The sequence below is a fragment of the Thermoactinomyces sp. CICC 23799 genome, from assembly GCF_016055145.1.
In the GTDB taxonomy this organism is placed as follows: Bacteria; Bacillota; Bacilli; order Thermoactinomycetales; family Thermoactinomycetaceae; genus Thermoactinomyces; species Thermoactinomyces intermedius.
In genome coordinates this window covers 90,454-116,512 of sequence record NZ_JAECVV010000008.1, presented here as the reverse complement: position 1 = coordinate 116,512, position 26,059 = coordinate 90,454, and the positions used below count along the sequence as shown (strand labels likewise).

The window sequence follows — 26,059 nt, the reverse complement described above, 5'->3', positions numbered from 1 at the left end:
GACTCTCAACACCATGTTTTCGTATAAAGGAGGCATTGTCAAATGAAAATACGCGCCGCCGTTTTGTATGAAATGAACCTGCCGGCTCCTTACAAGGACAGCCGGCCACTTCGAATAGAAACTCTTGACCTTGACCCGCCCCAAATGGGCGAAGTACTTATTCGCATACGCGCAGCTGGTTTGTGCCACTCGGACCTTTCTGTCATTAACGGCAGCCGGCCCCGTCCCATCCCGATGGTCCTTGGTCACGAGGCGGCAGGCGAGGTCGTTGAAGTCGGGCCTGGTGTAACCGACCTCCGGCCTGGCGATCATGTTGTCTGCGCCTTTGTACCCAGTTGCGGACACTGCCTGCCCTGCCAAGAAGGTCGGCCAGCCCTCTGTGAACCGGGCGCCAATGCTAACGGTGTGGGAACTCTCCTGTCCGGGGAGAGAAGGTTACACAAAGACGGAACGGACATTCATCACCATCTGGGCATATCGGGGTTTGCGGAGTATGCGGTCGTATCGAGGAACTCTTTGATTAAGGTCGATCCCGAAATACCGTTTGATGAAGTCGCACTCTTCGGGTGTGCAGTGATGACCGGAGTTGGGGCTGTGGTGAATTCCGCCCGCGTCCCAGCGGGTAGCAGTGTAGCTGTTGTTGGATTGGGTGGAGTCGGCCTGTGCGCCATACTGGGTGCCCTTGTAGCAGGAGCAAGAACCATTGTAGCTGTGGATATAAATCCCGCAAAGCTCAAGACGGCACTGGAACTGGGGGCAACTGCAGCATTTGACGCACGCGATCCGGAAGTGACGGAACAAATTCGTGCGGAAACCGACGGCGGTGTGGAATTTGCATTTGAAACCGCTGGTGCAGTTCCCGCTATGCAGACTGCAATCAACATCACGCGTCGCGGTGGCACAACCGTCACGGCAGGACTCCCCCATCCGAAACACCATCTCTCTTTCCCGCAAGTCTTGCTCGCCGCTGAAGAACGAACCATTAAGGGGTCTTACGTTGGAAGCTGCGTTCCGGCACGCGACATTCCTCGTTTTATCGAGCTTTACAAAAAAGGGCGCTTACCGGTCAATCGGTTGCTGACTGACCACTTGCGTCTCGAGGACATTAATGAAGGATTTGACCGCTTGGATCGCGGTGACGTTTCACGGCTTGTTGTCACGATGTGAGTATGCAAAGTTGAAGGAGAGATTATAAATGAATTCAGAACTAGGTCGGTACTCTCTTTTTATCGGAGGGAACTGGACGGATGGACAATCGGGGGAAACGTTTGACGTCATTAATCCGGCGACCGAAGAAGTGATTGCCACGGTTCCAAACGCCTCCCCTTTAGACATGCAGGCTGCGATTGAGGCATCCGTTGCAGCTCAGGCAGAATGGGCCGACACTCTGGCCTCGGAACGTGCGCATATCTTGCAAAAAGCAGCAGCACTCATGCGTCAGCGCGCCGACTCCCTGGCCCGTATCATAACGATGGAAGAAGGCAAACCACTCTTTGAGGCACGTGGGGAAATTGCCTATGCAGCTTCTTTTCTAGAGTGGTTTGCTGAAGAGGGGAAACGGATCTACGGCGAAACCATTCCCTCTGGTTCGCGCTACAAGCGGATTATTGTTCTTAAACGACCGGTGGACGTCACAGCGTCCATCACCCCTTGGAACTTTCCTGCCGCCATGATTACTCGTAAGTTGGGCCCGGCACTCGCTGCCGGTTGTACGATGATTGTCAAGCCATCGGAACTCACACCTTTATCGGCACTTGAAATCGCCCGTGTGTTCGAAGAAGCCGGACTTCCGAAGGGTGTTTTGTCGGTGGTGGCAGGAACAGACGCGCCGGCGCTCACCAAAGTTATTATGGATGACTCCCGCGTCCGCAAGGTTTCCTTTACGGGATCCACAGAGGTCGGCAAGATCCTGATGCGTCAAGCCGCCGATACCGTGAAGAGGCTCTCTCTTGAACTCGGGGGGCATGCGCCGTTTATCGTCTTTGAAGATGCCGATTTGGACACCGCTGTCGGCAACGCAGTGACTTGCAAAATGCGCGGTATGGGCGAAACGTGCGTCTCGGCCAACCGCTTCTACGTCCACCGCTCGATTTTAGAAGCCTTTACCGAAAAGTTGGCTACACATTTGTCAAGCATGCAAGTGGGGAATGGATTAGACGAGAAAGTCCTTGTCGGTCCGCTCATCGAGCCGGCTGCGGTGAAAAAAGTGGAATACCATGTACGTGATCCAAGGGAGCAAAGCTCGTCACCGGTGGCAGCTGCTGCGGAGACCGCGGTTATTTCTTTGAACCCACCGTACTTACCGATGTTAATCACTCTATGGTCATCACGCAGGAAGAAACATTTGGCCCTGTTGCCGCCATACTTCCTTTTGACACCGAGGAGGAGGTCATTCGGGCGGCCAATAACACTCCATATGGTTTGGCGGCTTACTACTTCACCCGGGACGTCGGCCGGGTGATACGGCTTGCGGAACAACTCGAATACGGGATTCTCGGGGCCAACGACGGCCTGCCGTCTACGGCACAAGCCCCGTTTGGTGGAGTTAAGGCTTCCGGGATCGGACGGGAAGGCAGTAAATACGGAATTGAAGAATACTTAGACATTAAGTATCTGTCTCTCGGGATTTCATGAAATTACCAAAGATACTTTCCGGCATCCGGCAAAAGTCTGACGTTGGGAAAACGAGCCCTTTTCTCGTTTTCCCTTTTTCCATAATGATTTATATAATAAAAAACCCCTGCCACATGCATGCAGGCAGGGATCATCCCATTAAATTTTCAATTCGCCCAACCGGACCAACTCGACGACAGCTTGGGAACGCCCTTTTACATTTAACTTTTGCATGACGTTACTGATGCGCACTTTTAAAAACTTTGGAACAGGATTTCATTGGGAACAGTGTTTCAGATAATGGGTTATAAAGTCCAAATTACCCAATCAATTTCTTTAAAGTTAACTTCTTTACATTTTCCACCAATTTCAACTGATAGTTTTTAACCTCGCGCTTACTTCTTCTGGTATTTTTCCCAAGAAATAGTCTTCGATCAATTCCCAAAACTCTTTCGTTGATACTTCATTTTTAAACAAATATGTTAACATTTCAACCGATGTTTTATGTCTTTCATATACATTAGTCAGAACTCGATTTTCATATTGTGTAGGATTGTTTACTTCACGGTATAACTGAAAAAATGAGTTGATACGAATGTAAATTTCCGGATTATCGCCTCCGGTTACTGAATAAATTAGTAATCCCATTGCCTCAACCAATCCAAGCAAGATAAATGTTTTTTCGATTTCTTTTCTGTTTCCTTTTGATAAGTACATTTCATAACGATTGTTCTCAACCTCAGATGTATTTTGATTTGATAGGATTTGTTTCATTTTGGAATTTACCCAATCTAAAAAGCCACTGTAGCTGCTGTTAAGCAGTGTGTACTTTTTGCGCCCTTCGTCAAAACGGATGAAGCTGTTATAAAAGTTTGCATGTTTTTTTGTCAGCCGGTCGAAATTCTCCGCGCTATACAGACAAACCATCGCAAGGTTTTCACAATAATATTTATCTTTTTTTGTCTGCCTTTTTAGCTCTTGAGCAAACTCTTCGATGGAGAAGTATTGATTGTTTCGGGCGTATTTACCAAAAATGCTGGAAACTTCACCCACCAGATTCTGTAACTCCAATTTAAATTGAGTGATGTTACTTGTTTTTATCAGAAAATCAATCAGTAAGACAGATTGAATGGAATCAAGAAAAAACAAATTTAAACTTTCATCTTTTGAACGAAACAAGTATTTAAACTGTGGGTAAGACAAAGATGTATAATGATCTTGCCATAAGTTTTTTAAATTACACTGGTAAACGCTTTTTTCTTTTCCTTGTTTTTTGCGAACTAAGGTGAAGTAACGACCAAATTGTTTGATTAATTTGTTTTCAATCTCTTTGTCGACCAAAAAATATTCATTAGCAAAAATGCTCCTCGGTCTGGCAACGATGGGCGAATAGTTCATCTTCAATTTGAAATCTTTTTCAATGATTAATAGTGCCGTTTTTAGCTTGTTATCAATATCCTCAACCTGGTCAGTGACATTCTTTTTTTCAAAGATATAGCGAAACTCATCTGACCTGACAAGCAATTTACGAATAGGGGAGCTCTCTTTGCTTTTTTCCGCCAGTTTTAATATTTTCTCCATCACCTGAATCAGTTGGTGTTTTTTTATAGTTGAAATTCCATGCAATCGATTCACATGAACAAAATCTTTCGGAAGGAAATCGAAATAAGCATACCCTTTATTCAGAGAACGTGCAGCACGTCCAATTTCTTGGATATAGTCACACACATTTTCAGTTGGTGCGAAGTGATACACATTTTGAATATCAGGAATATCTATCCCCATTCCAAACGCCTTAGTTGCGAGCATAATTTTCGTTTCGTTATTTTTATATTTCAGGTAATTAATATTTTTGTCTTCCTTCTCCATGCTACCATAATAACTTGAAAGATTACTGATTAATTTAGTTGATCCGTATACCCTTGCAAATTGCATAAAGTCAAGTATTAAACGTACAGTAGGAAAATAAACCAGCGTTTTTTGCCCTCTCTGCAGGAAAGTTTCCAACCGAACCAAAAGAATCTTAAATTTGTCGCTTAAGTACTCATTATATTTTTGCTGCTCGAGATCCTTTTGCCTAATTTTGACCTCAATATCATCTCTCTTAATATAACCAAAATAACTGATTGGATTGATTAAGTTCAGACTATCCCGGGTTTCTGCATACATATCTTCAACACCGCCATAGATTGCTGTGGCAGTAAACGTAGCAATCGGAAATTGCATTTCTTTCCTAAGTTTTTGTAAATAACTGCCCAAATACCAATAATCTGAACGGAAAGCTTTTCCCCAAGTAGTAACGATGTGAGCCTCATCAATTACAAACAGACCGACTTTCCTCTCGCCGATCAGTTGTGAAATGTCGGATCGACTTAATAAAGTTTCAGGAGAAATGTAGAGAATGGAGATTTTTCCTTGCTTTATTTTCTCCATGATATCCAATTTTTCTACCGGGGTAAGTTCGGAGTTGATTGTTGCCGAAATATCCACATTTTTACTTTGCAACCCCTGTACTTGGTCTGTCATAAGTCCGATGAGCGGAGAAATGACGATTGTCATTAAATTATATTTATGCGCCAAGTATATGGCCGGGATTTGAAACATGATTGATTTACTGGCACCTGTAGGAGATGTGACAAAAATATCATTGTAATCTTCTTTGTTGAGTGATTTCTCCGCTTGCTTAATGATATCATCTATAATTTGACTCTGTGATACCAATATTGTCTCTTTTTTATTTGAAGGATCATTGATGTTTTTGTACATTTTGAGCAGTCTAAATGAATCATATCCCCAATACTTTTTTAAAATTTTTAAGTACTCTTCCTCGTAAACTCTCTTGGTTTCAAGTTTCTTCGTGGATAAAATCAGTTGGACTTGTTCCTTATACAGGTATTGAAGAAGGGTTAACCGATTATAATAGTAATTTGGAAAAGAATTCAATTCACCGGAGTAAGTAATATGAACTACTTTTCCATTTATTTTTCCCTGTGTAACATCATGAATGAACTGTAATATCTGATCCTCTTCTTCAGAAAGCTCTAAATAGGCTTCTTCATAAACACTTTGAACATCCTCTGGCAGCTGATCTTCGTTCTCAAAAACATAAAAGTCCAGATCATTCGTTTCGGTAACGTAAGTCACATAATATTGGTTGTCAACTTTTTTGATATCCCCAAAATAAGTTTGCAATATTTCCAGTTCAGCAGATAAGTTATCTGGCCATTCATCATCATGATAATAACACTGATATATCTCATCAATATTATCAATGGGGTATAAAATCGGGAAAGTTTGGTGATATAGGTTATTCTTTAACGTGATAATCTCAAAATAAAGAGAAAATATATCTCTTCCTAGGGTGCTCTAGAATCAGCCAGTTGTTGAATGCTAACTTCAGTGGAATAAGACAATAATTTTTCAATCGTGAGATCGTTATAAAATGATTGATCAAATCCTTTAAACACGAATAAAATGTTTTTTGAGTACCTATCTTTTTTACATTGGACAAATGAAATTGAATCATTGATTTGTTGTGATCCATCAAAGAAATCAACTCCATTCCCTGTGTTTTAAGATGCTAGCTCTTTATAATGTTTCAGGATTAGTATTTTCAATCTTTCCAAGGCTTTCTTTTCAATCTGTCTGATTCGTTCACGAGTGACACCCATGATTTGTCCAATTTCCTCCAAAGTTTTGGTTTGACCATTCTCAAAACCGAATCGAAGTCTTATTATATCTCTTTGTTTTGATGATAATTTTTCCAACAGTTTGTTAATCTCGTCCCTTTCAGATTTACTTTCGACCATATATACCGGGTCTGTATACTCATTAACCTGATATCCTAAAATTCTCATACGTTCGTTATCTATAAATTCGATGAGTTCGGTATTTTCACCCTCTCCTGACACAAGGGCATTTAAAGAAGCAAGATTCAAAAATCGGTGTTCAATTTTCTTAGACTCTTCATACTTCTCTTTCGAGATTCCCAATTGTTTACATATCTCTTCAACATCAATTTTTGGATTATGAAAAAGGTATTTTGTTCAGCTCTTTTTATTTTTAAAACAGTCTCAAATGCATGAGCCGGGATCCTTACCGTCAATCCTGTATCCATGATTGCACGTGTAATATGCTGACGAATCCACCATGTCGCATAGGTGGAAAACTGGTAACCTCGTGTAGGATCAAATCTGTGAATCGCTTTGATTAAACCAATAATCCCTTCTGAAACTAAATCGTCATAGCTTAACTTATGACTAACATAGTTTTGATATCTCAAAGCAATTTTTTGTACAAGCCGTCTATTACTTAAGATCAGATTTTTGAACACCCGGTCTTCATGATATTTTTGGTAGTTGCTAATCAGGTCAGTGTTGTTATTGTAATCTTCTGATTCATTATCTATAAAACTTTCAGGTCTTCTTTTTAACTCAAGGCTTAAGATTTCGTCAATATCTAAATCTTCTTCAGGATCAAGTTTGCTAGATCTTTCATTTTTGACAGGGACAATATGCTCTTCTACGATCTGACAACCTTTTGATCTAAGATAACCCCGAATAAACTCCTCATCGACATCTTGCTTAACAATGCCAGCTATAATTTTTTTGGCTTCTTCCATGTTTATGAATTTTCTTGATGAAAAAGCTGAATGGAGTTGTTTTATCATCATATAATCCAAACGCATATACCCGACCCGCTTTCATAAAAAATCAATCATAAATCAATTTACTTCACATCGGATATATAACCATGTTTACTAGATTCGTATTGTTTTCCTTCTCATATTCCATCAATCTGGGCATTCCTTTTTTGTCTACTCTAAGTACGTATAAAGCGGAAATCCTGATGGGGGTATCTATCAAACTCTTCTAGAAAAAATTAAATTTAGAGACAATATTGGAACGGTTACCCGGCTCGAACAACGAGCCAGGTCTGTGATCTTAATTTCTCAAAAACGGCGACAGTTCTCCATACGAAGTAATAAACAATTTCTCGCGCGCTCTTGTACTGGCGACATACAAGAGAGAGCGCTCTTGTCTCATTTTCTCTTCTCTTTCTTCAACATCTTCAATTTTTGTAAAAGTATCGAGGGGAACGACTTTTTCATTAACCCCAGCCAGAAAGACAACACGAAATTCGAGCCCCTTGCTTCGGTGCATCGTGCCGCAATGAACTCCCTTGTTGCTTAAATGAGATTCTGTTGTGAGGAGCGAGGCGGGAACTCCATTATCTTCCAGGAACTTTTGATACCTCTCAACCATTTTTTTTGTTCTCGCGAAAAGGCCGATCTCATGAGGCAAAATTCCTTCACTCAATAATTCCTTCACCTGTTTTAGAATGAACTGCCTCTCAAGGTTTACGTTTGCAAAGTTTACGCAGACGGGTTCGGTTCCTGACAAAAGCGAGATATCATCTGCAAAATTTTGCCCTCCGTCTAAGTCATCAAATGGAATTTGTCTGATGACTTGCATCGCCTGTTTTCGAATTTGTTCAGTGGTACGGTAGTTAATGCGTAAACGTCTGGATCTTTGCCCGCGAACATCAATTCCGCAACGTGAAAGAACCGCAAAACGGGAGTAAATGCGTTGGTGAGGATCTCCCACAATAAACAGGTCATTTCTGTTTTTCGGGACCAAGGCCCTCAACAATTTAAACGACTCTTCAGTAAAATCCTGCGCTTCATCAACGATGGCCGCACGGTAACTCAATCGGCCGGGGTTCGTTTCCAGCCATTTTCGGGCCATGCGAATGATATCCGAATATTCATACCAGCCTCTTTCCTCCATCTCACTGCGGACATGCTCAACAACTTTCCATATTTCTTCCCGTTCTCTTTTGCTGATTTTCGTTTTCCCTCCTTTGCGCAGAAGATTTAAATATTCTTCCTTTACTTCGATTCCATAGGGTTGGATAAACCGGTCATATTCTCTCTTGATGAGCAGCAATTGACTTGGGTCTATGTTTAAACGGCTTCCGACTTGCCGCCAGATGACTTCCCGGTCTTGGTCACTCTCAATCATTTTGTTGATTTGTACACCGCAATAAGTTTCAACAATTTCTTTGGCCAACCGGTCGATGTTAATGACATCAATTCTTTGTAACTCCTCAGGTGTACACATGGTGTTTAAGTAGTCTTGTACGATTGCTGCCATATTAACGTTAAAGGTGGTAAAGAGAAGTTTCTCATCCGGAAGCAAATAATCTCTCACCAACTTCCTTGCCCGGTGCAAAGCAACCACCGTTTTGCCGGTTCCGGCTCCTCCGAGCACTTTTACCGGGCCGCTAAAATCTTTCTCGACCAATTCTTTTTGAGTAGAATGCAAAAACAACCGCCAGCGGTCAAAAGGGTATTTTAACATTTCTTGCAGCTGTGTGTCGGAAGAAATCACAGCCACTTGGCCCGACGTATTTAACATCGCTTGGAGGAATGGTTGATCTGATTTTTCTTGACCTTTCCTTTGTTCTGCCTTGATCTCGGTGACAATCTGAAGTACATCTTGATACGGCTCACCCTGGGCGATCCATAAGAGAGGTTCAAACGTATCTTCCGGAATTTCATCGGCATACTTGTACAGCTCATCGGCTGTTTGAATACTGTATATAACCGGAATAAGCTCTTCCGGTACACCGATGGCAATCAATTGCTTTTCGGTATAATCAGAAAATATTCCTTTTACCGTATTTGAACCGTTCCTTCCCGGGCTTGTCCACATTTGTAAAAGACCCGTCGCCTTATTAACCTCAAATCGCTTCTTTTCCGCCCACTCGTATGCCTGATCATGATTATCAATCCACACAAACAAATTCACATCTTCTTTTTCCGGCTTGACAAGAATCGCCCGGTATTTTTGATTTACACGGACAGAATGGACTTTGGGATCAATCGCACCTTTCACCCGTTCAAAATTCAATCCATGAGCTTCCGGGTGTTGGGTAAGCTGATGAATCATATCCCAAGCCAATTTTTGAACTTGAGGCGGAACTTCTGCGATTGCCTCGGTAAAGGTTTTATGAATGGAAACGATGGGCATAGAAAATTCTCCTTTCAGAATCATAGATAATGGTCACGATATCTGTAGAAGGCAGAAGCTTTCTAACTTCCGCCTACCTCTTTCATCCGTTACTTCAAACCAAACTGCGCCTTTGTATTCAATTTGTTGTTTTGGAACATCGCATTCATATTCGAACCGTCGTCATTTTGCCAAGAGTACATAATGGTTTTGATGCCGCCAATTTCAGTAGAACTCATTTCTGTTCCCTCAAAACCGATAATTTTTACAACCTCTTCATATGTCATCCCGTTTTTAATCTTTTTGAATTCTTCCATCGTCACTTCATCTTTTTCTTTCACCGCTGGTTCAGGTGTTGACACTGCTGGCACGTCCGCCTTTTCTGAAATTGTTTTTTTATCTGCCTGAAGATTGTCTTTTTCTGTGTCTACACTTGACATGAGTGCCGACATGCTCCCAACATCAAGAACAGTCCCACAAGAGCTCCACATCCAATCATCCATTTTTTCATCTTTTGTTCCTCCCAAAGAAATGAAATATCGGACTTGACTTGAAGGGAGCGCAAAGAGTTCGTTACAATAAGAGAAAGGCTAATTTAAGGAAGCATAGGTTGAAGGGGTTGCACAAACGAATCTCTTTGCGCGTAAAACCTATGGAGTGATCTCCATCTGTGCAGTCTTCCATTTGGCGGTGGAAAACTGCATCTATGACTCTGCTGATCCTGTTGGCGCAGGTTCAGCAGATCCGGTTTCGATTTGCAGTTGGAACTGGCACTTCCAACCGCAAACATTCCTTTAAGCTGTTTTCGGTCATCCCCCCTTTCACTTTTTCATTGCTTTACAAGAATTAATCCAGTTCTTCGTCTAATTCTTCCGCCTCGTTCTGACAGCTTAATTCTGCTTGTTTCATCACAATTTCAACCGCACTTTTCTGTTGGTCCGGCGGATAACCATATTTCTTCAACAATCTCTTGACTGTTACCCTCATTTTGGCTCGGACGCTTTCCCGCAGATTCCAGTCCACCGTTATATTTCTTTTAATCGAATCGGTGAGATCGCGCGCGATCTGCTTTAACACTTCATCTCCCAGGACTTCTTTTGCCGATTCGTTGTTGGCCAAAGCATCATAAAAGGCCACTTCATCATCGGATAACCCCGTTTCCTCGCCCCGCTTGTGGGCTTTATTCATCTCTTTTGCCAGCTCAATCAGTTCCATGATGACTTGGGTCGATTCAATCGTCCGATTTTGATACTTGATAATCGATTCTTCCAGCATCTCGGAAAACTTTTTCGATTGAACCAGATTCCGTTTAGCGATGGTTTTTACTTTTCCGTTTAACAATCGTTTGAGCAGCTCTACGGCAAGGTTTTTCTGTTTTAATCCTTTCACCTCGGCCAAAAACTCATCGGACAAGATGGCGATGTTGGGTTTATTGAGGCCAACGGCGCCCAAAATGTCCACCACGCCTTCAGAGATAATGGACTTGGATACCAATTGGTTGATCTCAGCATCCAACTGGGAAGCCGTTTTTTTCTTGCCCGAAGCTGGAATCATCTTGATAATCCCGGCTTTCACCGATTTAAAGAACCCGATTTCCAAGTTCAATTTTTCCGCTTCGGGAGTGGTTGCGCACAAGGCATAAGCTTTTGCCAGTTCGGTAACCAGTTGCAGAAAGTGTTTTTTCTTTTCTTCGCCGAGCCCCAATACATAATCGACGGTGGCAACGATGGTTTGCATCCGCTCGGATGGGCTTCCGCTTTTAAACTTGCTGTAGTCATGACCGTGAAATAAATCCCGGATCAGGTCATACTTCTCAAGCATGAGGTCAACTGCCAGTTCCGTATCCACACCCGCCGTTTTGCGGTCATTTTCGGTATACTGTTGCAGAGCCTTTTTCAAAGAGTCGGCGATCCCGATATAGTCGACCACCAATCCGCCCGGTTTATCTTTAAACACACGGTTGACACGGGCGATGGCTTGCATCAGGTTATGTCCTTTCATGGGTTTATCAATGTACATCGTGTGCATACAGGGAACGTCAAAACCGGTGAGCCACATATCGCGGACAATGACAATCTTGAGCTCATCATGGATGTCCTTCATCCGGTTGGCGAGAAGTTCGCGCTGCTGTTTGGTGGTGTGGTGAGGATGCATTTTTTCCTCATCGCTCGAATTTCCGGTCATCACCACCTTAATGACGCCTTTATCCAGGTCGTCACTGTGCCACTTGGGTCTTAACGCGACGATCTCGTTATAGAGATCGACGGCAATCCTTCTGGACATGGTGACAATCATGGCTTTACCGAACATGGCTTTCTGCCTGGTTTCGAAGTGCTCCACGATGTCTTTGGCGATTTGCTTCAGCCGCTTTTCCGCCCCGACTAAAGCTTCCAACCGGGCCCATTTGGATTTGAGCTTCTCTTTCTCATCCAGTTCCTGATGTTCGGTGATCTCTTCATACTCCTCATCGATCTTCGGTTTCTCTTCCTCCGGCAGGGAGAGTTTGGCAATCCGGCTTTCGTAGTAGATCTTTACGGTGGTTCCGTCTTCCACCGCGCGGGTCATATCATAAATGTCAATGTAGTCCCCAAACACAGCCGGCGTGTTTTTATCCGCCAACTCAACAGGAGTGCCGGTAAATCCGATGTACGAAGCGTTGGGCAAGGCGTCCCGCATATATTTGGCGAAACCGAACTTGACCTTGGCCTCGTCTTTTCCTTTCACCACTTCCGCGCTGAACCCGTACTGGCTCCGGTGCGCCTCATCGGCAATCACCACCACATTGCGGCGGTCGGTCAGCACCGGCATCTGATCTCCTTTTTCCTCCGGGGCAAACTTGTGGATCGTGGTAAAAATGATGCCCCCGGACTCCACATTGAGCAGCTCGCGCAGTTCTTTGCGGGAATGGGCCTGTTTCGGAGTTTGGCGCAACAACTGCTTCGACTTGCTGAAGGTGGAGAAAAGCTGATCGTCGAGGTCGTTTCGGTCAGTGATCACCACAATCGTCGGATTATCCAGCTCAGAAACCAATTTTCCGGCATAAAAGACCATGGACAAACTTTTCCCGGAACCCTGGGTATGCCAGATCACCCCAATTTTGCGGTCCCCTTGTTCCTCAGTTGCGCGGATCGTGCTCTCAATCGCCTTCACCGTCGCGTGATACTGATGATATCCGGCTAAAATCTTGTAGACATTTTCCCCGTCCGTTTGGAAAAAGATGAAATGCCTTAAAATATCCAGGAAACGTTCTTTTTCGAACATTCCCTTGATTAAAACTTCCAGTTGCGGAATGGCGTCCGGAGCGACGTCCTCCCCGTCGATCGTCCGCCACATCATATACCGGTCTTCGTCAGCCGTCAGGGAACCCGCCCGGGCGTTCACCCCGTCACTGATGACAGAGAAAGCATTGTAAGTAAACAGGGATGGAATCTTCTTTTTGTAAGTCTGAATCTGGTTGTATGCTTTGGTAATGTCGGTCTCTTCATTGGAAGCACTTTTTAATTCGATCACCACCAGCGGCATCCCGTTGACGAAAACGACCAGATCCGGACGCTTCTCCACTCCGTTTTCGATGACGGTAAACTGGTTGACGACCAGCCAGTCGTTATTGTGGGGATCTTTAAAGTCGATCGGCCAGACTTTCTCCGTTTTGAAGCTTCCGTCTTCCCGTTGAACCTGGACATCAATTCCGTCCGTAATCATTTGATGGAACGCCTGGTTGTTAATCAGAAGATTGGGACTTTGCGGAATCGAAATCTTGCGAACGGCTTCGTCGATCGCTGCCGGCGGAAGGTGAGAGTTGATGCGGGACAGGGCATCCCGCAGTCTCTCTTCCAAAATGACTTCGCTGTACTCATTCCGTTCCGGATAATCGCCTTCAGGGGAAATCTCGGGGCCATAGCTCACATCGTAGGATAACTCTTGAAACCACTCCAGGGAAGCTTGTTCAAGCTCATACTCGTTGAAGCTGCTCATCTTGATGTCTCCCTTCGTTTATAGAGGTACGCGGATCTCACCGGACATGAGTTTGGGCAGGAGGGTGTCTCTTATTTTAGCAAGCTGTAAGTTTTGATTAAACAATAATGATATTTGTTTAAAGATAGGTTTTATAATTTGTTCAAACGCTAATACAACATTCTTTTTAGGAACTAATATAGGTATATCAGCAATCTGCTTAAGATTAATAAATTCTTGTACCGTTTGTTGTTTTCTTTTATGGAACTCAGTTTGAAAAACGGTAGATTTAAACAAAAAATAAATGTAAAGATTTGTTAAATATTCTCTATTTATTCTAATAAGAGCGCTATTACAATGGATCGCAACAGGTAGATCTTGTTTTCTAACATATGCTACTTTCCCTAAAGTACCAATTTTAGTAATTAATATGTCCCCCTCTTCTGGTTGATATTTTTTGTGTATTTTCTCATAGTCTTCTTTTTTTATATAAGTCATTCTTTGATAATCAATGAAACCATTTTGTATTGTAACTCCAGTGATTAAAGGTATCCCTTTTTCCACTCTTTTTGGTGGATTATGTGTACCATCTTTAATTAATGTAGTTATCTCACCCAGACTTCTAACTTCCCACCCCTTAGGAATCAACCCTAACTCACTTTCAACAAACTCTCCATCTTGAAACGGCTCAAAGTCGACAAACCAGGATTTAAAGATCGCTTGTGCCATTTCTTCAAGGTTTTTGTTGATTTGGTTGTTGAGTTCGATTTTTTCGTCGAGGGAAGAGAAAGTCTCTGCAATTTTTTTTTGTTCATTTAGAGATGGAATTTTCATTGTGGTCTTTTCTAAAACACTAACTTGGGCACGTTGTCTACCTGAGGTACCGGTCATAGATTTTATAGCTATTTCTCTAAAAAATGGAGAAGTAGCAAGATAATAAACAAACTTATTATCTGTAATGTTCGGCTTGGCTCTCATTACAATAAATTCTGTTGAGCCGAAAGCAACTTCATTTGTGTCAAGGATATCTACATATGCGGTCTTTCCGTTTTCTAAACAAGGAGTAATACGAGCGAGTAAAGTATCACCATTCCTAAACCTAGAACCACCACCAACTTTTTCTATCGTAAATCCTTGTATTTTACGAATAAATGGTTCTAAATCTGTCATTGAAACCTTTTTGGCTATAGTCCCTTTTTTGAGTGACTCTTTTGGATTAAATTCAATAACTTCTTCTAACTCTACTTCCTTCCAATCCTCAAAACTCATACCCAATCCCCCGCAGATTCTTTCTAATCTCCTCTTCCAATTCCCTTGACTTGGCAAACTGCTCCGCCAACTCACTGGTCAATCGCGCCATTTTATCGGCAAACGCTTCCCCGTCTTCTTCCGTCTCTTCAATTCCCACATACCGCCCCGGAGTCAGAATATACTCACGCTCTCTTACTTCCTCCAAAGTGGCTGATTTACAAAATCCCTTGATATCTTCATACTCTCCCGCTTCTTTTTGCCCACGCCATGCATGGAAGGTCCGGGCAATCTTTTGAATGTCTTCATCGCTTAATTCCCTGCGGACACGATCCACCAAGTGGCCCAGTTTGCGGGCGTCGATAAAGAGGATTTCCCCCTTGCGGTTGCGTTGGTTTTTGGCTGCCTTGTTTTTGGTCATCACCCAGACGCAGACCGGAATTGGGGTAGAGTAAAAGAGCTGCCCCGGAAGAGTGACGATGGCTTCGACCAGGTCATTCTCAATCAAATTTTTGCGGATGGTGGCTTCGCTGCTCTGGTTGGTGGACATGGAACCGTTCGCCAAGATGAAGGCAGCCGTTCCGCTGGGAGCCAGTTTAAAGACGATATGCTGAATCCAAGCGTAGTTTGCGTTCTTGGCCGGCGGAACACCATATTTCCAGCGAAGGTCCTCCGTTAAGCGCTCACCACCCCAGTCGCTGACGTTAAACGGAGGATTGGCCAAGATGTAGTCCGCTTTCAGGTTTTTATGCAGGTCGTTGTGGAAGGTATCCGCGTGGTGTTCGCCCAGGTTATTGTCGATCCCGCGAATGGCCAGATTCATTTTGCAGAGGCGCCAGGTGGTCGGGTTAGATTCTTGTCCGTAGACAGCCACATCCCCGATCTTACCTTGATGGGCTTTGATAAACTCCTGGCTTTGGACGAACATTCCTCCCGAACCGCAGCAGGGATCATAGATCCGTCCTTTAAAAGGCTGAATCATTTCAACCAACAACTTAACGACGGTACGCGGGGTGTAGAATTGCCCACCATTTTTTCCTTCGGCACTGGCAAAGTTATTGAGGAAGTACTCATATACCCGTCCCAGCACATCGTGGGCCTGGCTGTTTTTGTCCCCCACTTTGAATGAGAATAGGTCGATAATCTCGCCCAATTTGGTTTTATCTAATTCCGGACGGGCGTAATCTTTGGGAAGCACACCTTTTAATGACTTGTTGTCCCGTTCGATGGCCACCATCGCATTGTCGATGATTTGCCCGATCTCCGGTTTTTTGGCGTTGGCTTTGATATGAGACCAGCGGGCTTCTTGAGGAACCCAGAAGATATTGTTTGCAAGGTATTCATCGGGATCTTCGGGGTCTGCCCATTCATCTTTGGATAAGCGTTCGTATTCTTCCTCAAACGCATCGGATATGTACTTCAGGAACAGCAAGCCCAACACCACGTGTTTGTATTCGGCTGCGTCCATGTTGTTTCTCAGTTTGTCCGCCATGCTCCACAGGCGTTGTTCAAATCCCAATTCGGCGCTGTTGTTGTTGGATACCGCCATCAGTTAAGACCTCCTCAGTCCAATAATTGATCGTAAATCTGCTGTCTTTTTTTCTCCCATCGTTCTTTGGCTTTGCGGACAGTTTCGAAATAGAGTTGATGCTCTTTCCGATACTCTTCGACAATCTTCCGCTGTTCTGCTATATCCGGCAGCGGAATCTCCATCTCGCCCAGATCGGCCGGGTTAATATTCATCACGGTGGTTCCGCGTTGGAACGTTTTCACCAATTGGGTGCCAACCGGGCTTTCCAAAAAGATTTTTACATATTCGCTCATCACTTCTTTCGAAAACCGAACTACGATAATATTCGCAGAAGCGATCACTTTTTTGGGCAATTCCCGAACCACCGCCACTTTATTGACCGTCCCCCGACAAGTAATCACCAAATCCCCTTCTTCCAATGCGTAACGCCTTACTTTCCGGTACTCTTCATTAATCGTGTCCATCGCTTCCCAGATAATCTCCCCATCTTCGATATTGGAGATATTGAGAACCGATATTTCCCCGGGTTGGATATGGCTTTTCATAATCGACTTCCCCCGAAAAAGTTCGGCGATCTCTTTTAACTTGAACACTTGCCGGTTGGGCCCTGCCAGTCCACCCAGGAGATCCTCCTGGTCATCTGCCAACAAAAGTTCGATTCGCCAGTCTTCCCGTTCTTTAAGCTCATCCTGATCAATTTCCTTTTGAATACGGGGAAGAAATTGTCCATTTTTCAGTTCAAGGCTTCCCAGTTGGATGGAATCCACCGCTTGATGGGAAATCGTGATCAGGTATGTTTTCATCCCCGTATAGGGTCGAAGAGATCCCTCAGGCAATGTAAAAATTGACTTTATATTGAAATGTTGGAGAATCCAGTATCTCAACTTCGCAAAGGAACCGCCTGAAAAAGTAAATCTTGCAGGGACAACAATTTGCAACTCCCCGAATTCATTCAACCAGTCAAGCAAGTTCTCAGCGGCAATCCCTTCCGATTCCCGTGTCATGAACCGTTCCGTGTTTACTTCCGGTTTTAAGCCAAAGGCGGGTATGGCGATAATCAGGTCAAATTCTTGATCCAATGGTAAGAGGCTGTAGATGGAAACTTGAAGCACTTTCACATGGTTGCAGTGTTCAAAAAGAAACTTTAACGCTTCTGCCAACCACTTTTTCTCAGCGGTCAGGACAAAGTTTTTATCCAAGTTGGTTTCGATCAGCTCTATCAAACCATTCAAATGTTTATGCGCTTCCGCAATCAATACCGTCTCAATATGCCCGTCCATTAAGGATCGCGAAAAATAATCCACCAGATAGGCAGGGCTGACCATTACTCCAGACCGGTCTTTTTGGAATATTTCCTTTAGAGCCTGAAAGAAGTCGATCTCTTTACCGACCTGAAAAAGCTCATAAAACCAGCTCGGGTCTCCCGGAAAATAACCGAGCCGTTTTTCGGTTGTTTCTTTCATCAATTCATATAGAGATGCTTCATCTACATTCTGCAAGTGGTTGTATTTTTGTTCATATGCTTTTTGGGTCAGGTGGATGCGCAATAACTCAACAGTGATTCGATCGCAGTCAATGATATTTCTCTGTCTGAGCAGTTCTTGGAAATGAAAAAGCGTTGCCATGTTTTGTGCCTCCTTTTTCCACCGTTCCCCTCCACCTGAGAATAGTATATACCCATTCACATGATATTTGCAACAACAAATTTAGTATTACATTACTAAATTTCGGTTTATCCTTAATGTATTGTGATTCTCACGTCAATATCAAATAAAAAAGGTGTGTCATTTGCACACACCTTTGAGTCGGCCCACCTGTTTTTTTCTTAAATCATTGTTCAAAAAAATCGCTGTCAATTCGTTTAACAATATAGCGCTCCTCTTCAGATACCCCTATATTATAGTCGATCATCAGTTCAGCCAGATCATCCCCGTCAATTAAAACAATGTTTTTCGGAACCTTTTCTGCAAAATTGATCGCGCTGGCAGTAAATCTGGAGGTAGTGATAAAGACTCCTTTTTCGGCGTTTTTAGCCGCCAAGGCCCCGGCAAACTGTTGAATTTCCGGGCTACCAACCGGTTTTTCCCATCTTTTGGCTTGAATATAGATCTGGCTCAATCCAAGTTTATCTTCTTTAATAATACCATCAATTCCCTCATCACCTGTTCCTCCGACTCTTTGACCCGCTTCTGCCAGAGATCCTCCATATCCCATCGCAACCAACAACTTAACAACAAGACCTTCAAAAAAATCCGGGGAACATTTCATAACTTGTTCTAACAGCTCTTCAGCCAATGCTTTTCTAATCAGTTCATAACTCTCACTTAATGTTTCTCTCGGGGGTTTAACAAGCTCTTTAGTCTGTGTTTTATCAACCGCCGGATCTGCTTTTCTTTTTGTGAAAAATTCCCTGAACTCTTCAAACTGCAATAAAAATTGATTGTTGACTTCACTTGGATTGCTCTTTAAGACCTTTCGTCCGGCAGGAGTAATTTTTATGACTCCACGTTTAGGGCTTTCAATTAATTTCGCTTTTTTAAGGTATGTACATGCCCAACTGACTCTATTATCAAAAACGGGTTGTCTTCCACTGGACAGCAGTTGTTTTCTTTCTTTGGCAGTTATTTTAAACTCCGTTGCCAGCGCTTCCCGAAGGTCTTTCTTTGTATGCTCTTTTCCGTCGGACAGATATTTTAGAACAGGTAACATCAATGTTTGGTAATCCGGGATCACATCTTCACCCTCTTCATTATGTTGTTCTTAGTTGTTGAAAAAGAAAAAGTAATTAATACAGGGTCATTAACATTTATACTCGCAAACTATACAAGTAATGGCAAGCCGCTTTTTTATTGTTAGTTCTCATACTTCCCCAGCAAAATCCGTTTTCCAAAAGAGTATAAAACACTTAGCGTGAAAAGAGTTGCACTCTTTGCTCTTCAAAGATTGTCCCCCTTTTCCACAAACATTTTCCCATACAAAAACCCCTGCCACATGCATAAAGGCAGGGATCATCCCATTAAATTTTCAATTCGCCCAACCGGACCAACTCGACGACAGCTTGGGAACGCCCTTTTACATTTAATTTCTGCATCACATTGCTGATATGGTTACGAACGGTTTTTTCGCTGATAAACAGTTGTTGGGCGATTTCTTTGGTTGTCTTGTCTTGCACCAAAAGCTCAAACACTTCCCTCTCCCGGTTGGTCAACAAGGAGTTGCCTCTTCGGTTACTCAAATGATGCCACCCTTCCTTGCTCGAGCACTTGATTTACAAGGGTCAGGGACCAGTCAAGTTATATTATGTCGGGGCTCCGCTAATGGTGAGTTTTTATCCGCTATTTAGGCGCGTATCCTGTTATTTTCGAAGCGCTGCGTCACTTTTCTCCATCATCATATTCAACATCCCCTGTAACGGTTCCGGAAACTTCGGAAGGAAGGGATGAAAAACGGGAGAGTAAAAATTTTATTCCGGAATGTAGATGATTTCTTCCGGAGCGGTGGTCAACGATTCCAGTCCGTTTTTTGTCACCAAGTATGTGTTTTCAATGCCGACGACCCCGCGGCCCGGGAAGGTAAACTTCGGTTCAATGGCGATCACCATTCCTTCTTGCAACGGCTGGTCAAATCCCCTTGCCAAAACGGGAAGCTCGTCCATTTCCAGACCGACGCCATGCCCCAGGAACTTGGCCTGATCGGGCCCGAATCCCATGAAATGCTCCGCCAAACCGGCTTCCTTTGCCATTTCCAGCGAACGGAGATACAATGACTTCCAGGAAACGCCGGGTTTTCCCATCTCTTCGGCTTCTCTGATGATGGAAACGGCCACCTTATAAGCCTGCTTTAAATCATCATCCAAATCCCCGATCACTGCCAGCCGTGTTTGGTCAATCAGATAACCTTCCACTGTCGTGGCAATGTCCACCAGAATCGGTTCATTGGCTTTGATTGGTTTGGCACTCGCTCCTTGCGGACTGGCCAGTTGCGTACCCAATCCGCCGGCAGGCCCGTCAAAATAAGTGGGAGTGGCCGCAGCCGCGCCGGAAGCCACCATTCCCAGGCAAAGTTCTTGGTTATATCCCCGCATCCGGAACAATCCGATGCTTCCTTTTAACCGCAAAGTGTATTCAATTTCTGCCGACAGCTCCAACTCCGTTTTGCCTTCGCGGATCAAACGGGGAAGGGATTCCACGATTTCTTTGACATGGGAGGCCGCTTGGCGCATTTGCCGGAGTTCATATTCGGACTTGACGGCTCTTTGGAGTCTTAAATCAAAGGAGATGTCCACCGGTTCGGCCCCGGGAAACAAACCGATATATCTTTGGGCGAGGCCGTAAGGAAGCACATCCCATTCCAGTCCCAACCTTTTGACCGGTCCGAAGGTCGATTCGATTTTCCCACCCAATTCGCGCAATCTTCCCAAAGGTTGCACAGGAAGAACCGTCTCAAATTCCGCACGGGTCACACTTTTTTTTACATAAAAACAGGGTTCTCCTTTTTGCGGCACGTACAAGACCCCGTTTTGCATCGTCCCGGTCAAATAATAAAGATCGATGTTCTGGGTGATCAAAGCACCGTCTGTTTCCTTTTGCTGAAGCGTGGATTGAAAGCGGGCAATCCGTCCTTTGATTTCCGTTTCCGGAACTTTTGAAAGCGTATGCATTTTTGCGCGATCCCCTTTCTGACTTACGCCTGAAATGTTAAAATCCTCACTCTTTTAAGGTACAATGTTTTTTTCCCAAACGTCAAACCCGGGCATAATTGCCCCGACTCCGAGCCAAACTACTTGCAAACAACCAAGAGAAAGGAAACTACGGAATGATCCTTATAGGAATAATCCTCATCGCACTGGTCATCGTCATGCTGGCTGTCGGGTCAGGGCTTTCCCCTAGTTCCAGAGAACATCGTAAACAACAGCAGGAAATGCAATCCTTGAAATATTCCCCCGCAAAAAAGCCGGTGGTTTTGATCATCATTGATTCATTGATGCACATTCCATTGAAAGAAGTACTGGATTTCGGCAAAGCACCGGCAATGAAGTATTTGGTGGAAAACGGGCAATATCATCCCAAGGTGGTTACGAGCTTTCCAACCATGTCCGTGAGCATCGACACGACCTTGCTCACGGGGGCGACCCCCAATGAACATCATATTTACGGCTTGGTTTATTTTCATAAAAAAGAAAACCGCATCGTCAATTTTGGCACTGGACTCAAAGAGACGTTTATTTTCGGCTTGAAAACCGTTTTGCAAGACAGCCTCCTGAATCTGAACCAAAAATACATCAGCCAAAAGGTGAAAACCATTCATGAAGAAACGGACTTGCCCACCGCATCCATCAACGGACTGATTTACCGGGGAAATTATCCAAGAACATTGTTTCCTCCCTTCCTGGCCCGGTGGACCGCCCTTTTGCCCAAGCGCATTCAGACCAAAGCACCGTTTCTTTTTTCTTTTGGTTCCATGTCCAAAATCTCGAAGTCTGCCAAATACGATTCGCTTTGGAAACGTTTGGGGTTTAATGACTCTTTTTCGCGAATGGAATTGGCTTCGCTGATTAAAAAAGGCCATTTGCCGGCGTTTACCATTGCCTATTTCCCATCCAATGACGATGCCGTTCATCGGAAAGGCCCGTCGCAAATCAAGGGGATTGAAAAAGCGGACAAAGAACTGCAAAAGGTTTTGGATGCTTTCGGTTCCTGGGAAGAGGCCATCCGGCAAGTCACTTGGATTGTCATGGGCGACAGCGGGCAAACCCCGGTTCTCCCCGATCATCAAGCTGCTTACATCGATTTGCGAAAGCTTCTCAGGGACTACAGAATCATGCCCATCCGGCAAAAAACGCCGCGAAAAGAAGACCAACTGGTGTTATGCGTCAATGAACGGATGGCTTACATTTATTTAACGGATCCCGATCTTAAGATGAACGAAGTGATTCAGGCACTGAATAAGGAACCCAAACTGGATCTGATTGCCTGGCAAGAAAAGGATTGGATTCACGTCATCAGCGGCAATGTCCCACAAGCCCGTTGCCGGTTTCAAAAAGAAGGGCCGTATGCGGACAAATACGGCCAAACCTGGAAGCTGGAGGGAGACCCGTCCGTCCTGGACCTGAAACTGGATGATTCAAACCGGATCCGCTACGGCATTTTTCCCGATGTGTTATTCCGTTTATCCAGTGTCATAAATACTTGGGACCGGGTGATCATTGTCACCGCTTCGCCGGGATATGAGTTGACGGGAGAAGGCTCTCCGACGCATAAAGGCGGATCCCACGGCTCCCTGCATTATCTGGATTCGGAAGTGCCGATGATTATTTGCGGCACAAACACCAGGCCCAAAACGCTGCGCTTGATCGACATCAAAGACTGGATCCTTCAATTAATCTCCCCGAACAAAACAAATCTCTGACAGGTTGGAATGAGTCAAGCCCGGTATCGCATAAAAGTAACTGTAAAAATAAAAATATCGGGGAGAAACCAATATGAGCCGCGTGGCGAATCCGGACAAAACCTTGATGAATTTGGATGAGCGGTGTCCGACACTGCCTCCGAAATGTTTGTTTGTTTTGGAACTGGAACAAGATGAGTATTTTCCCCATCTGTCTCCATCCGAAGTTCCTTTGTTGATTGACCAGGCCATTCAAAAAGGAATCCTTGCATCCGGCAAGTGGGCGGAACAAAAACAATCGCTCAAGGATATGATCAATCTTCTCATAAGGCAAGGAATCACCGTGCGCTTTTTGGATCGGCATCCGGAAAAACCCGCCATTCGCGCCGAATACAACAAGAAAACCAAAACCATCCGCATTTACCGCAAATCCATGCATCAAATCCAGCGGTTCTTCGAAGGCCTCAACATCCCGGTAACGGAAGAAGATCTTTTCTTGCTGCATTTATACCATGAGTGGTTTCATCACTTGGAAGAAACCAAAATCGGGCGGACCGATGATGAATTGCCCCGGGTCACCATCAAGCAGAAAGGCCCTTTCTCCATTCGCAAACGATTGAGCCGGTTGCGGGAAATCGCTGCACATGCGTTTGTCCAACAAGTGTTTGAACTCAACTGGTCCCCTCTGTTACTGGATTATTTGCTTTATTTCAAAGAAAAGGGATGGAGCTTTGGGCAAATCCGCGAATCCTTCCAAAAAGAAAAGCAAAGAATTCAATCGGTTTATCATTTGGGCGGCACATAGATTGGTCGACAAGACCAATCTATTTTCTTGAGAAAGGTGCCAACATCCTGATCATTTGCTAAGATAATAAGAGAGGTGAAAAGCTATGGACCGCTGTATTTGTCCGAAATTTGAAATGGCTGTTGAAATTATTTCCAAAAAATGGACAGGCCTTATCATTCGTGTTTTGATTGAAAAAACAAGCCGCTTTCGGGATATTCGCGAGCAAATTCCTTTGATGAGCGAGCGGATGCTTGCTGAACGATTGAAAGAACTTGAGGCCAAAGGATTGGTGGAGCGGAGAGTTTATGCGGAAACGCCGGTGCGGATCGAGTATGCTTTGACCGAAAAAGGAAAAGCACTCACCCCTGTCATTGACGCCATTCAAAAATGGGCGGACGAATGGATCGACTGTGACGAATAATTTTTAAAAAAGCAGGGGACATTAATGGCACCGGAGGTGTCCAACGATGTCATTTCCATATCGATGTCCGGCTTGCGGCACAAACCGGAGTCGTTTTAATATCATTGAACAAGTGGTGCATTCCGTCAAAAAGGATCGGCTGACCGGTGAAATCATTGAGACCGTGCCGGAAGACGATCCTTTTCAAATTCGGTACCGCGGCGAAAAATACCGTGTCCAATGCGGTGTCTGCGGAATGATTGACAAAGAAGAACGGTTTGTCAAATTCGCGCAAAACGCATTGGACCCGGCAAACTGAATTTGCTGTTTACAAATGCCGAAGGGACTTCCCTTCGGCATTTTTTATGGAAAAAACCCTCTCTTTTATCATGCTGAGAAATGTTTTAAATATCGTTATAATAGATATTGAATAGAAGATTCTGTTCTTATGCCTTATTTCTGCGCTTTGTTCTCACAGCGCTTTCATCATTCAGATCATGCGTTACCAATTCATGAAAGAAGAAGGGGTTTACATGCAAGCGTTCAAAGAGTCCATATTACAACTGATCACCGAAACATCCACCAATCTGCCGGCAGATGTGCGCAAAGCCATCAAAAAATCCAGAGAACTGGAAAATGCGGGAACCCGTTCCGCTTTGGCTCTATCCACCATTTGCGACAACATTCAAATGGCCGAAGAAAACGTTTCACCGATTTGCCAGGACACCGGCATGCCGACTTTTAAAATCAAAGTTCCCGTCGGCGCCAATCAGATTGAAATGAGCAAAGCCATCCGGGAAGCGATTGTCGAAGCCACGCAAAAAGGAATTTTGCGCCCGAACTCCGTGGATTCCCTCACCGGGGAAAACAGCGGAAACAACCTGGGAGAAGGCGTTCCGGTCATTCACTATGAGCAATGGGAAAAAGACGAGGTGGAAGTACGACTGATTTTAAAAGGCGGCGGCTGTGAAAACAAGAATATTCAATATAGTTTGCCTTGTGAATTGGAAGGTTTGGGACGGGCCGGACGCGATTTGGACGGAATCCGCAAATGCATTTTGCATTCGGTTTACCAAGCCCAAGGGCAAGGATGCAGTGCCGGCTTTATCGGCGTCGGAATCGGCGGCGACCGGACCACCGGCTATGAGTTGGCCAAAAAACAATTGTTCCGTCATTTGGATGACACCAACCCGAATCCAAAACTGGCCGAATTGGAAGAATATATTCTCGAAAAAGCCAACACGTTGTCCATCGGAACCATGGGCTTCGGCGGCGAGGTGACTTTGTTGGGCTGTAAAATCGGTGCCATGCACCGGATTCCGGCCAGCTTTTATGTATCGGTCGCATATAACTGCTGGGCTTTCCGCCGCCAGGGTGTCACCATCGATCCGAAAACCGGAAAAATCACCCGCTGGCTTTACCAATCCGATGAAAAAGTGGATCTCCAAGTAAAAGAAGAAAACGATGCCGGTTCTGCTGAGAACACCCGCACCGTGGAACTTCACACCCCGATCACCGAAGAACAAGTCCGTCAGCTGAAAGTGGGGGACATCGTCATCATCAACGGTCCGATTTACACCGGCCGTGACGCAATCCACAAGCATTTGATGGATCACGACGCTCCGGTCGATTTAAACGGGGGTGTCATCTACCACTGCGGTCCGGTCATGCTCAAAGATCAGGACGGCAACTGGCATGTCAAAGCCGCCGGCCCCACCACCAGCATCCGCGAAGAACCGTATCAAGGGGATATCATCAAGAAATTCGGCATTCGTGCCATCATCGGAAAAGGCGGCATGGGCAAGAAAACCTTGCAAGCCTTAAAAGAACACGGGGCGGTTTACCTCAACGCCATCGGCGGAGCAGCCCAATATTATGCCGACTGCATCACCAGTGTGGACGGTGTCGACTTCATGGAATTTGGCGTTCCGGAAGCAATGTGGCATCTCCAAGTGAAAGGCTTTGCCGCCATCGTCACCATGGATGCCCATGGCAACAGTTTGCATGAAGACGTGGATAAAACTTCTCTGGAAAAACTGGCTGAACTGAAAGATCCGGTCTTTTAACGGATGGTTGCCACGGGGAAGCGTTTGCCGCCTGAAAAAATGCCCGTCCTTTTGGCAAAC

18 protein-coding genes and 2 pseudogenes are annotated in these 26,059 nt (G+C 44.5%); 7 read left to right on the top strand and 13 right to left on the bottom strand.

The genetic code is table 11. From position 1 onward, the window contains the following. Nucleotides 1–42: 42 nt before the first annotated feature. Complete coding sequence (locus tag I8U21_RS11805) at nt 43–1,167, top strand: zinc-dependent alcohol dehydrogenase family protein (protein ID WP_198053977.1); 1,125 nt, start codon at nt 43–45, stop codon at nt 1,165–1,167. Nucleotides 1,168–1,195: 28 nt separating this feature from the next. After that, nucleotides 1,196–2,634: pseudogene (locus I8U21_RS11800) on the top strand (NAD-dependent succinate-semialdehyde dehydrogenase). 138 nt (nt 2,635–2,772) lie between these two features. On the opposite strand, the pseudogene I8U21_RS11795 reads toward I8U21_RS11800, so the two are convergent. The 13 genes and pseudogenes from I8U21_RS11795 to I8U21_RS11735 all read right to left on the bottom strand — a co-directional run. Next, nucleotides 2,773–2,862: pseudogene (locus I8U21_RS11795) on the bottom strand (helix-turn-helix domain-containing protein); the annotation flags it as partial. Between the two features lie 120 nt (nt 2,863–2,982). Beyond that, nucleotides 2,983–5,805, bottom strand: coding sequence for a DEAD/DEAH box helicase (locus I8U21_RS11790; RefSeq protein ID WP_198053976.1), 2,823 nt, complete (start codon nt 5,803–5,805; stop codon nt 2,983–2,985). Between the two features lie 380 nt (nt 5,806–6,185). Further along, on the bottom strand, nt 6,186–6,605 hold the full coding sequence (locus I8U21_RS11785; RefSeq protein ID WP_198050978.1) for a sigma-70 family RNA polymerase sigma factor: 420 nt from the start codon (nt 6,603–6,605) through the stop codon (nt 6,186–6,188). Further along, complete coding sequence (locus I8U21_RS11780; protein ID WP_198053975.1) at nt 6,548–7,300, bottom strand: sigma-70 family RNA polymerase sigma factor; 753 nt, start codon at nt 7,298–7,300, stop codon at nt 6,548–6,550. Before I8U21_RS11780 ends, I8U21_RS11785 begins: the two co-directional genes overlap by 58 nt. A 256-nt stretch (nt 7,301–7,556) precedes the next feature. After that, nucleotides 7,557–9,647 (bottom strand): UvrD-helicase domain-containing protein, encoded by a 2,091-nt coding sequence (locus I8U21_RS11775; protein WP_198053974.1) that lies wholly within the window; start codon nt 9,645–9,647, stop codon nt 7,557–7,559. 89 nt (nt 9,648–9,736) lie between these two features. Beyond that, nucleotides 9,737–10,129, bottom strand: a complete 393-nt coding sequence (locus I8U21_RS14995) for a DUF3862 domain-containing protein (RefSeq protein WP_232337641.1) — start codon at nt 10,127–10,129, stop codon at nt 9,737–9,739. Between the two features lie 343 nt (nt 10,130–10,472). Beyond that, nucleotides 10,473–13,601, bottom strand: coding sequence for a type I restriction endonuclease subunit R (locus tag I8U21_RS11765; protein ID WP_198053973.1), 3,129 nt, complete (start codon nt 13,599–13,601; stop codon nt 10,473–10,475). An 18-nt stretch (nt 13,602–13,619) separates the two neighbouring features. After that, the gene (locus I8U21_RS11760) at nt 13,620–14,849 is read right to left on the bottom strand and encodes a restriction endonuclease subunit S (RefSeq protein ID WP_198053972.1); all 1,230 of its coding nucleotides are present in this window, start codon (nt 14,847–14,849) and stop codon (nt 13,620–13,622) included. After that, nucleotides 14,839–16,377: a class I SAM-dependent DNA methyltransferase gene (locus tag I8U21_RS11755; protein WP_198053971.1), complete on the bottom strand. Its 1,539-nt coding sequence runs from the start codon at nt 16,375–16,377 to the stop codon at nt 14,839–14,841. Before I8U21_RS11755 ends, I8U21_RS11760 begins: the two co-directional genes overlap by 11 nt. A 14-nt stretch (nt 16,378–16,391) precedes the next feature. Next, a complete protein-coding gene (locus I8U21_RS14990; protein WP_232337639.1) occupies nt 16,392–17,984 on the bottom strand; it encodes a restriction endonuclease subunit S in 1,593 nt (530 codons plus the stop codon). A gap of 205 nt (nt 17,985–18,189) precedes the next feature. Then, nucleotides 18,190–19,092 (bottom strand): restriction endonuclease, encoded by a 903-nt coding sequence (locus I8U21_RS11745; RefSeq protein ID WP_370526937.1) that lies wholly within the window; start codon nt 19,090–19,092, stop codon nt 18,190–18,192. A gap of 283 nt (nt 19,093–19,375) precedes the next feature. Further along, the gene (locus I8U21_RS11740; RefSeq protein WP_037993760.1) at nt 19,376–19,594 is read right to left on the bottom strand and encodes a helix-turn-helix domain-containing protein; all 219 of its coding nucleotides are present in this window, start codon (nt 19,592–19,594) and stop codon (nt 19,376–19,378) included. Nucleotides 19,595–19,822: 228 nt separating this feature from the next. Beyond that, on the bottom strand, nt 19,823–21,019 hold the full coding sequence (locus I8U21_RS11735; RefSeq protein ID WP_198053970.1) for a M24 family metallopeptidase: 1,197 nt from the start codon (nt 21,017–21,019) through the stop codon (nt 19,823–19,825). A gap of 155 nt (nt 21,020–21,174) precedes the next feature. Between I8U21_RS11735 and I8U21_RS11730 the strand changes: the two genes are divergently transcribed. The 5 genes from I8U21_RS11730 to I8U21_RS11710 all read left to right on the top strand — a co-directional run bounded on the left by I8U21_RS11730 (nt 21,175) and on the right by I8U21_RS11710 (nt 25,999). After that, entirely contained in the window at nt 21,175–22,767 is a 1,593-nt protein-coding gene (locus I8U21_RS11730; RefSeq protein ID WP_198053969.1) for an alkaline phosphatase family protein, read from the top strand. A gap of 73 nt (nt 22,768–22,840) precedes the next feature. Continuing rightward, entirely contained in the window at nt 22,841–23,551 is a 711-nt protein-coding gene (locus I8U21_RS11725) for a hypothetical protein (protein ID WP_198053968.1), read from the top strand. Between the two features lie 85 nt (nt 23,552–23,636). Then, nucleotides 23,637–23,954: a winged helix-turn-helix transcriptional regulator gene (locus I8U21_RS11720; RefSeq protein ID WP_037993325.1), complete on the top strand. Its 318-nt coding sequence runs from the start codon at nt 23,637–23,639 to the stop codon at nt 23,952–23,954. A 46-nt stretch (nt 23,955–24,000) separates the two neighbouring features. Beyond that, complete coding sequence (locus tag I8U21_RS11715; RefSeq protein WP_181731934.1) at nt 24,001–24,252, top strand: DNA alkylation repair protein; 252 nt, start codon at nt 24,001–24,003, stop codon at nt 24,250–24,252. Between the two features lie 214 nt (nt 24,253–24,466). Further along, entirely contained in the window at nt 24,467–25,999 is a 1,533-nt protein-coding gene (locus tag I8U21_RS11710; RefSeq protein WP_181731935.1) for a fumarate hydratase, read from the top strand. Nucleotides 26,000–26,059: the final 60 nt, after the last annotated feature.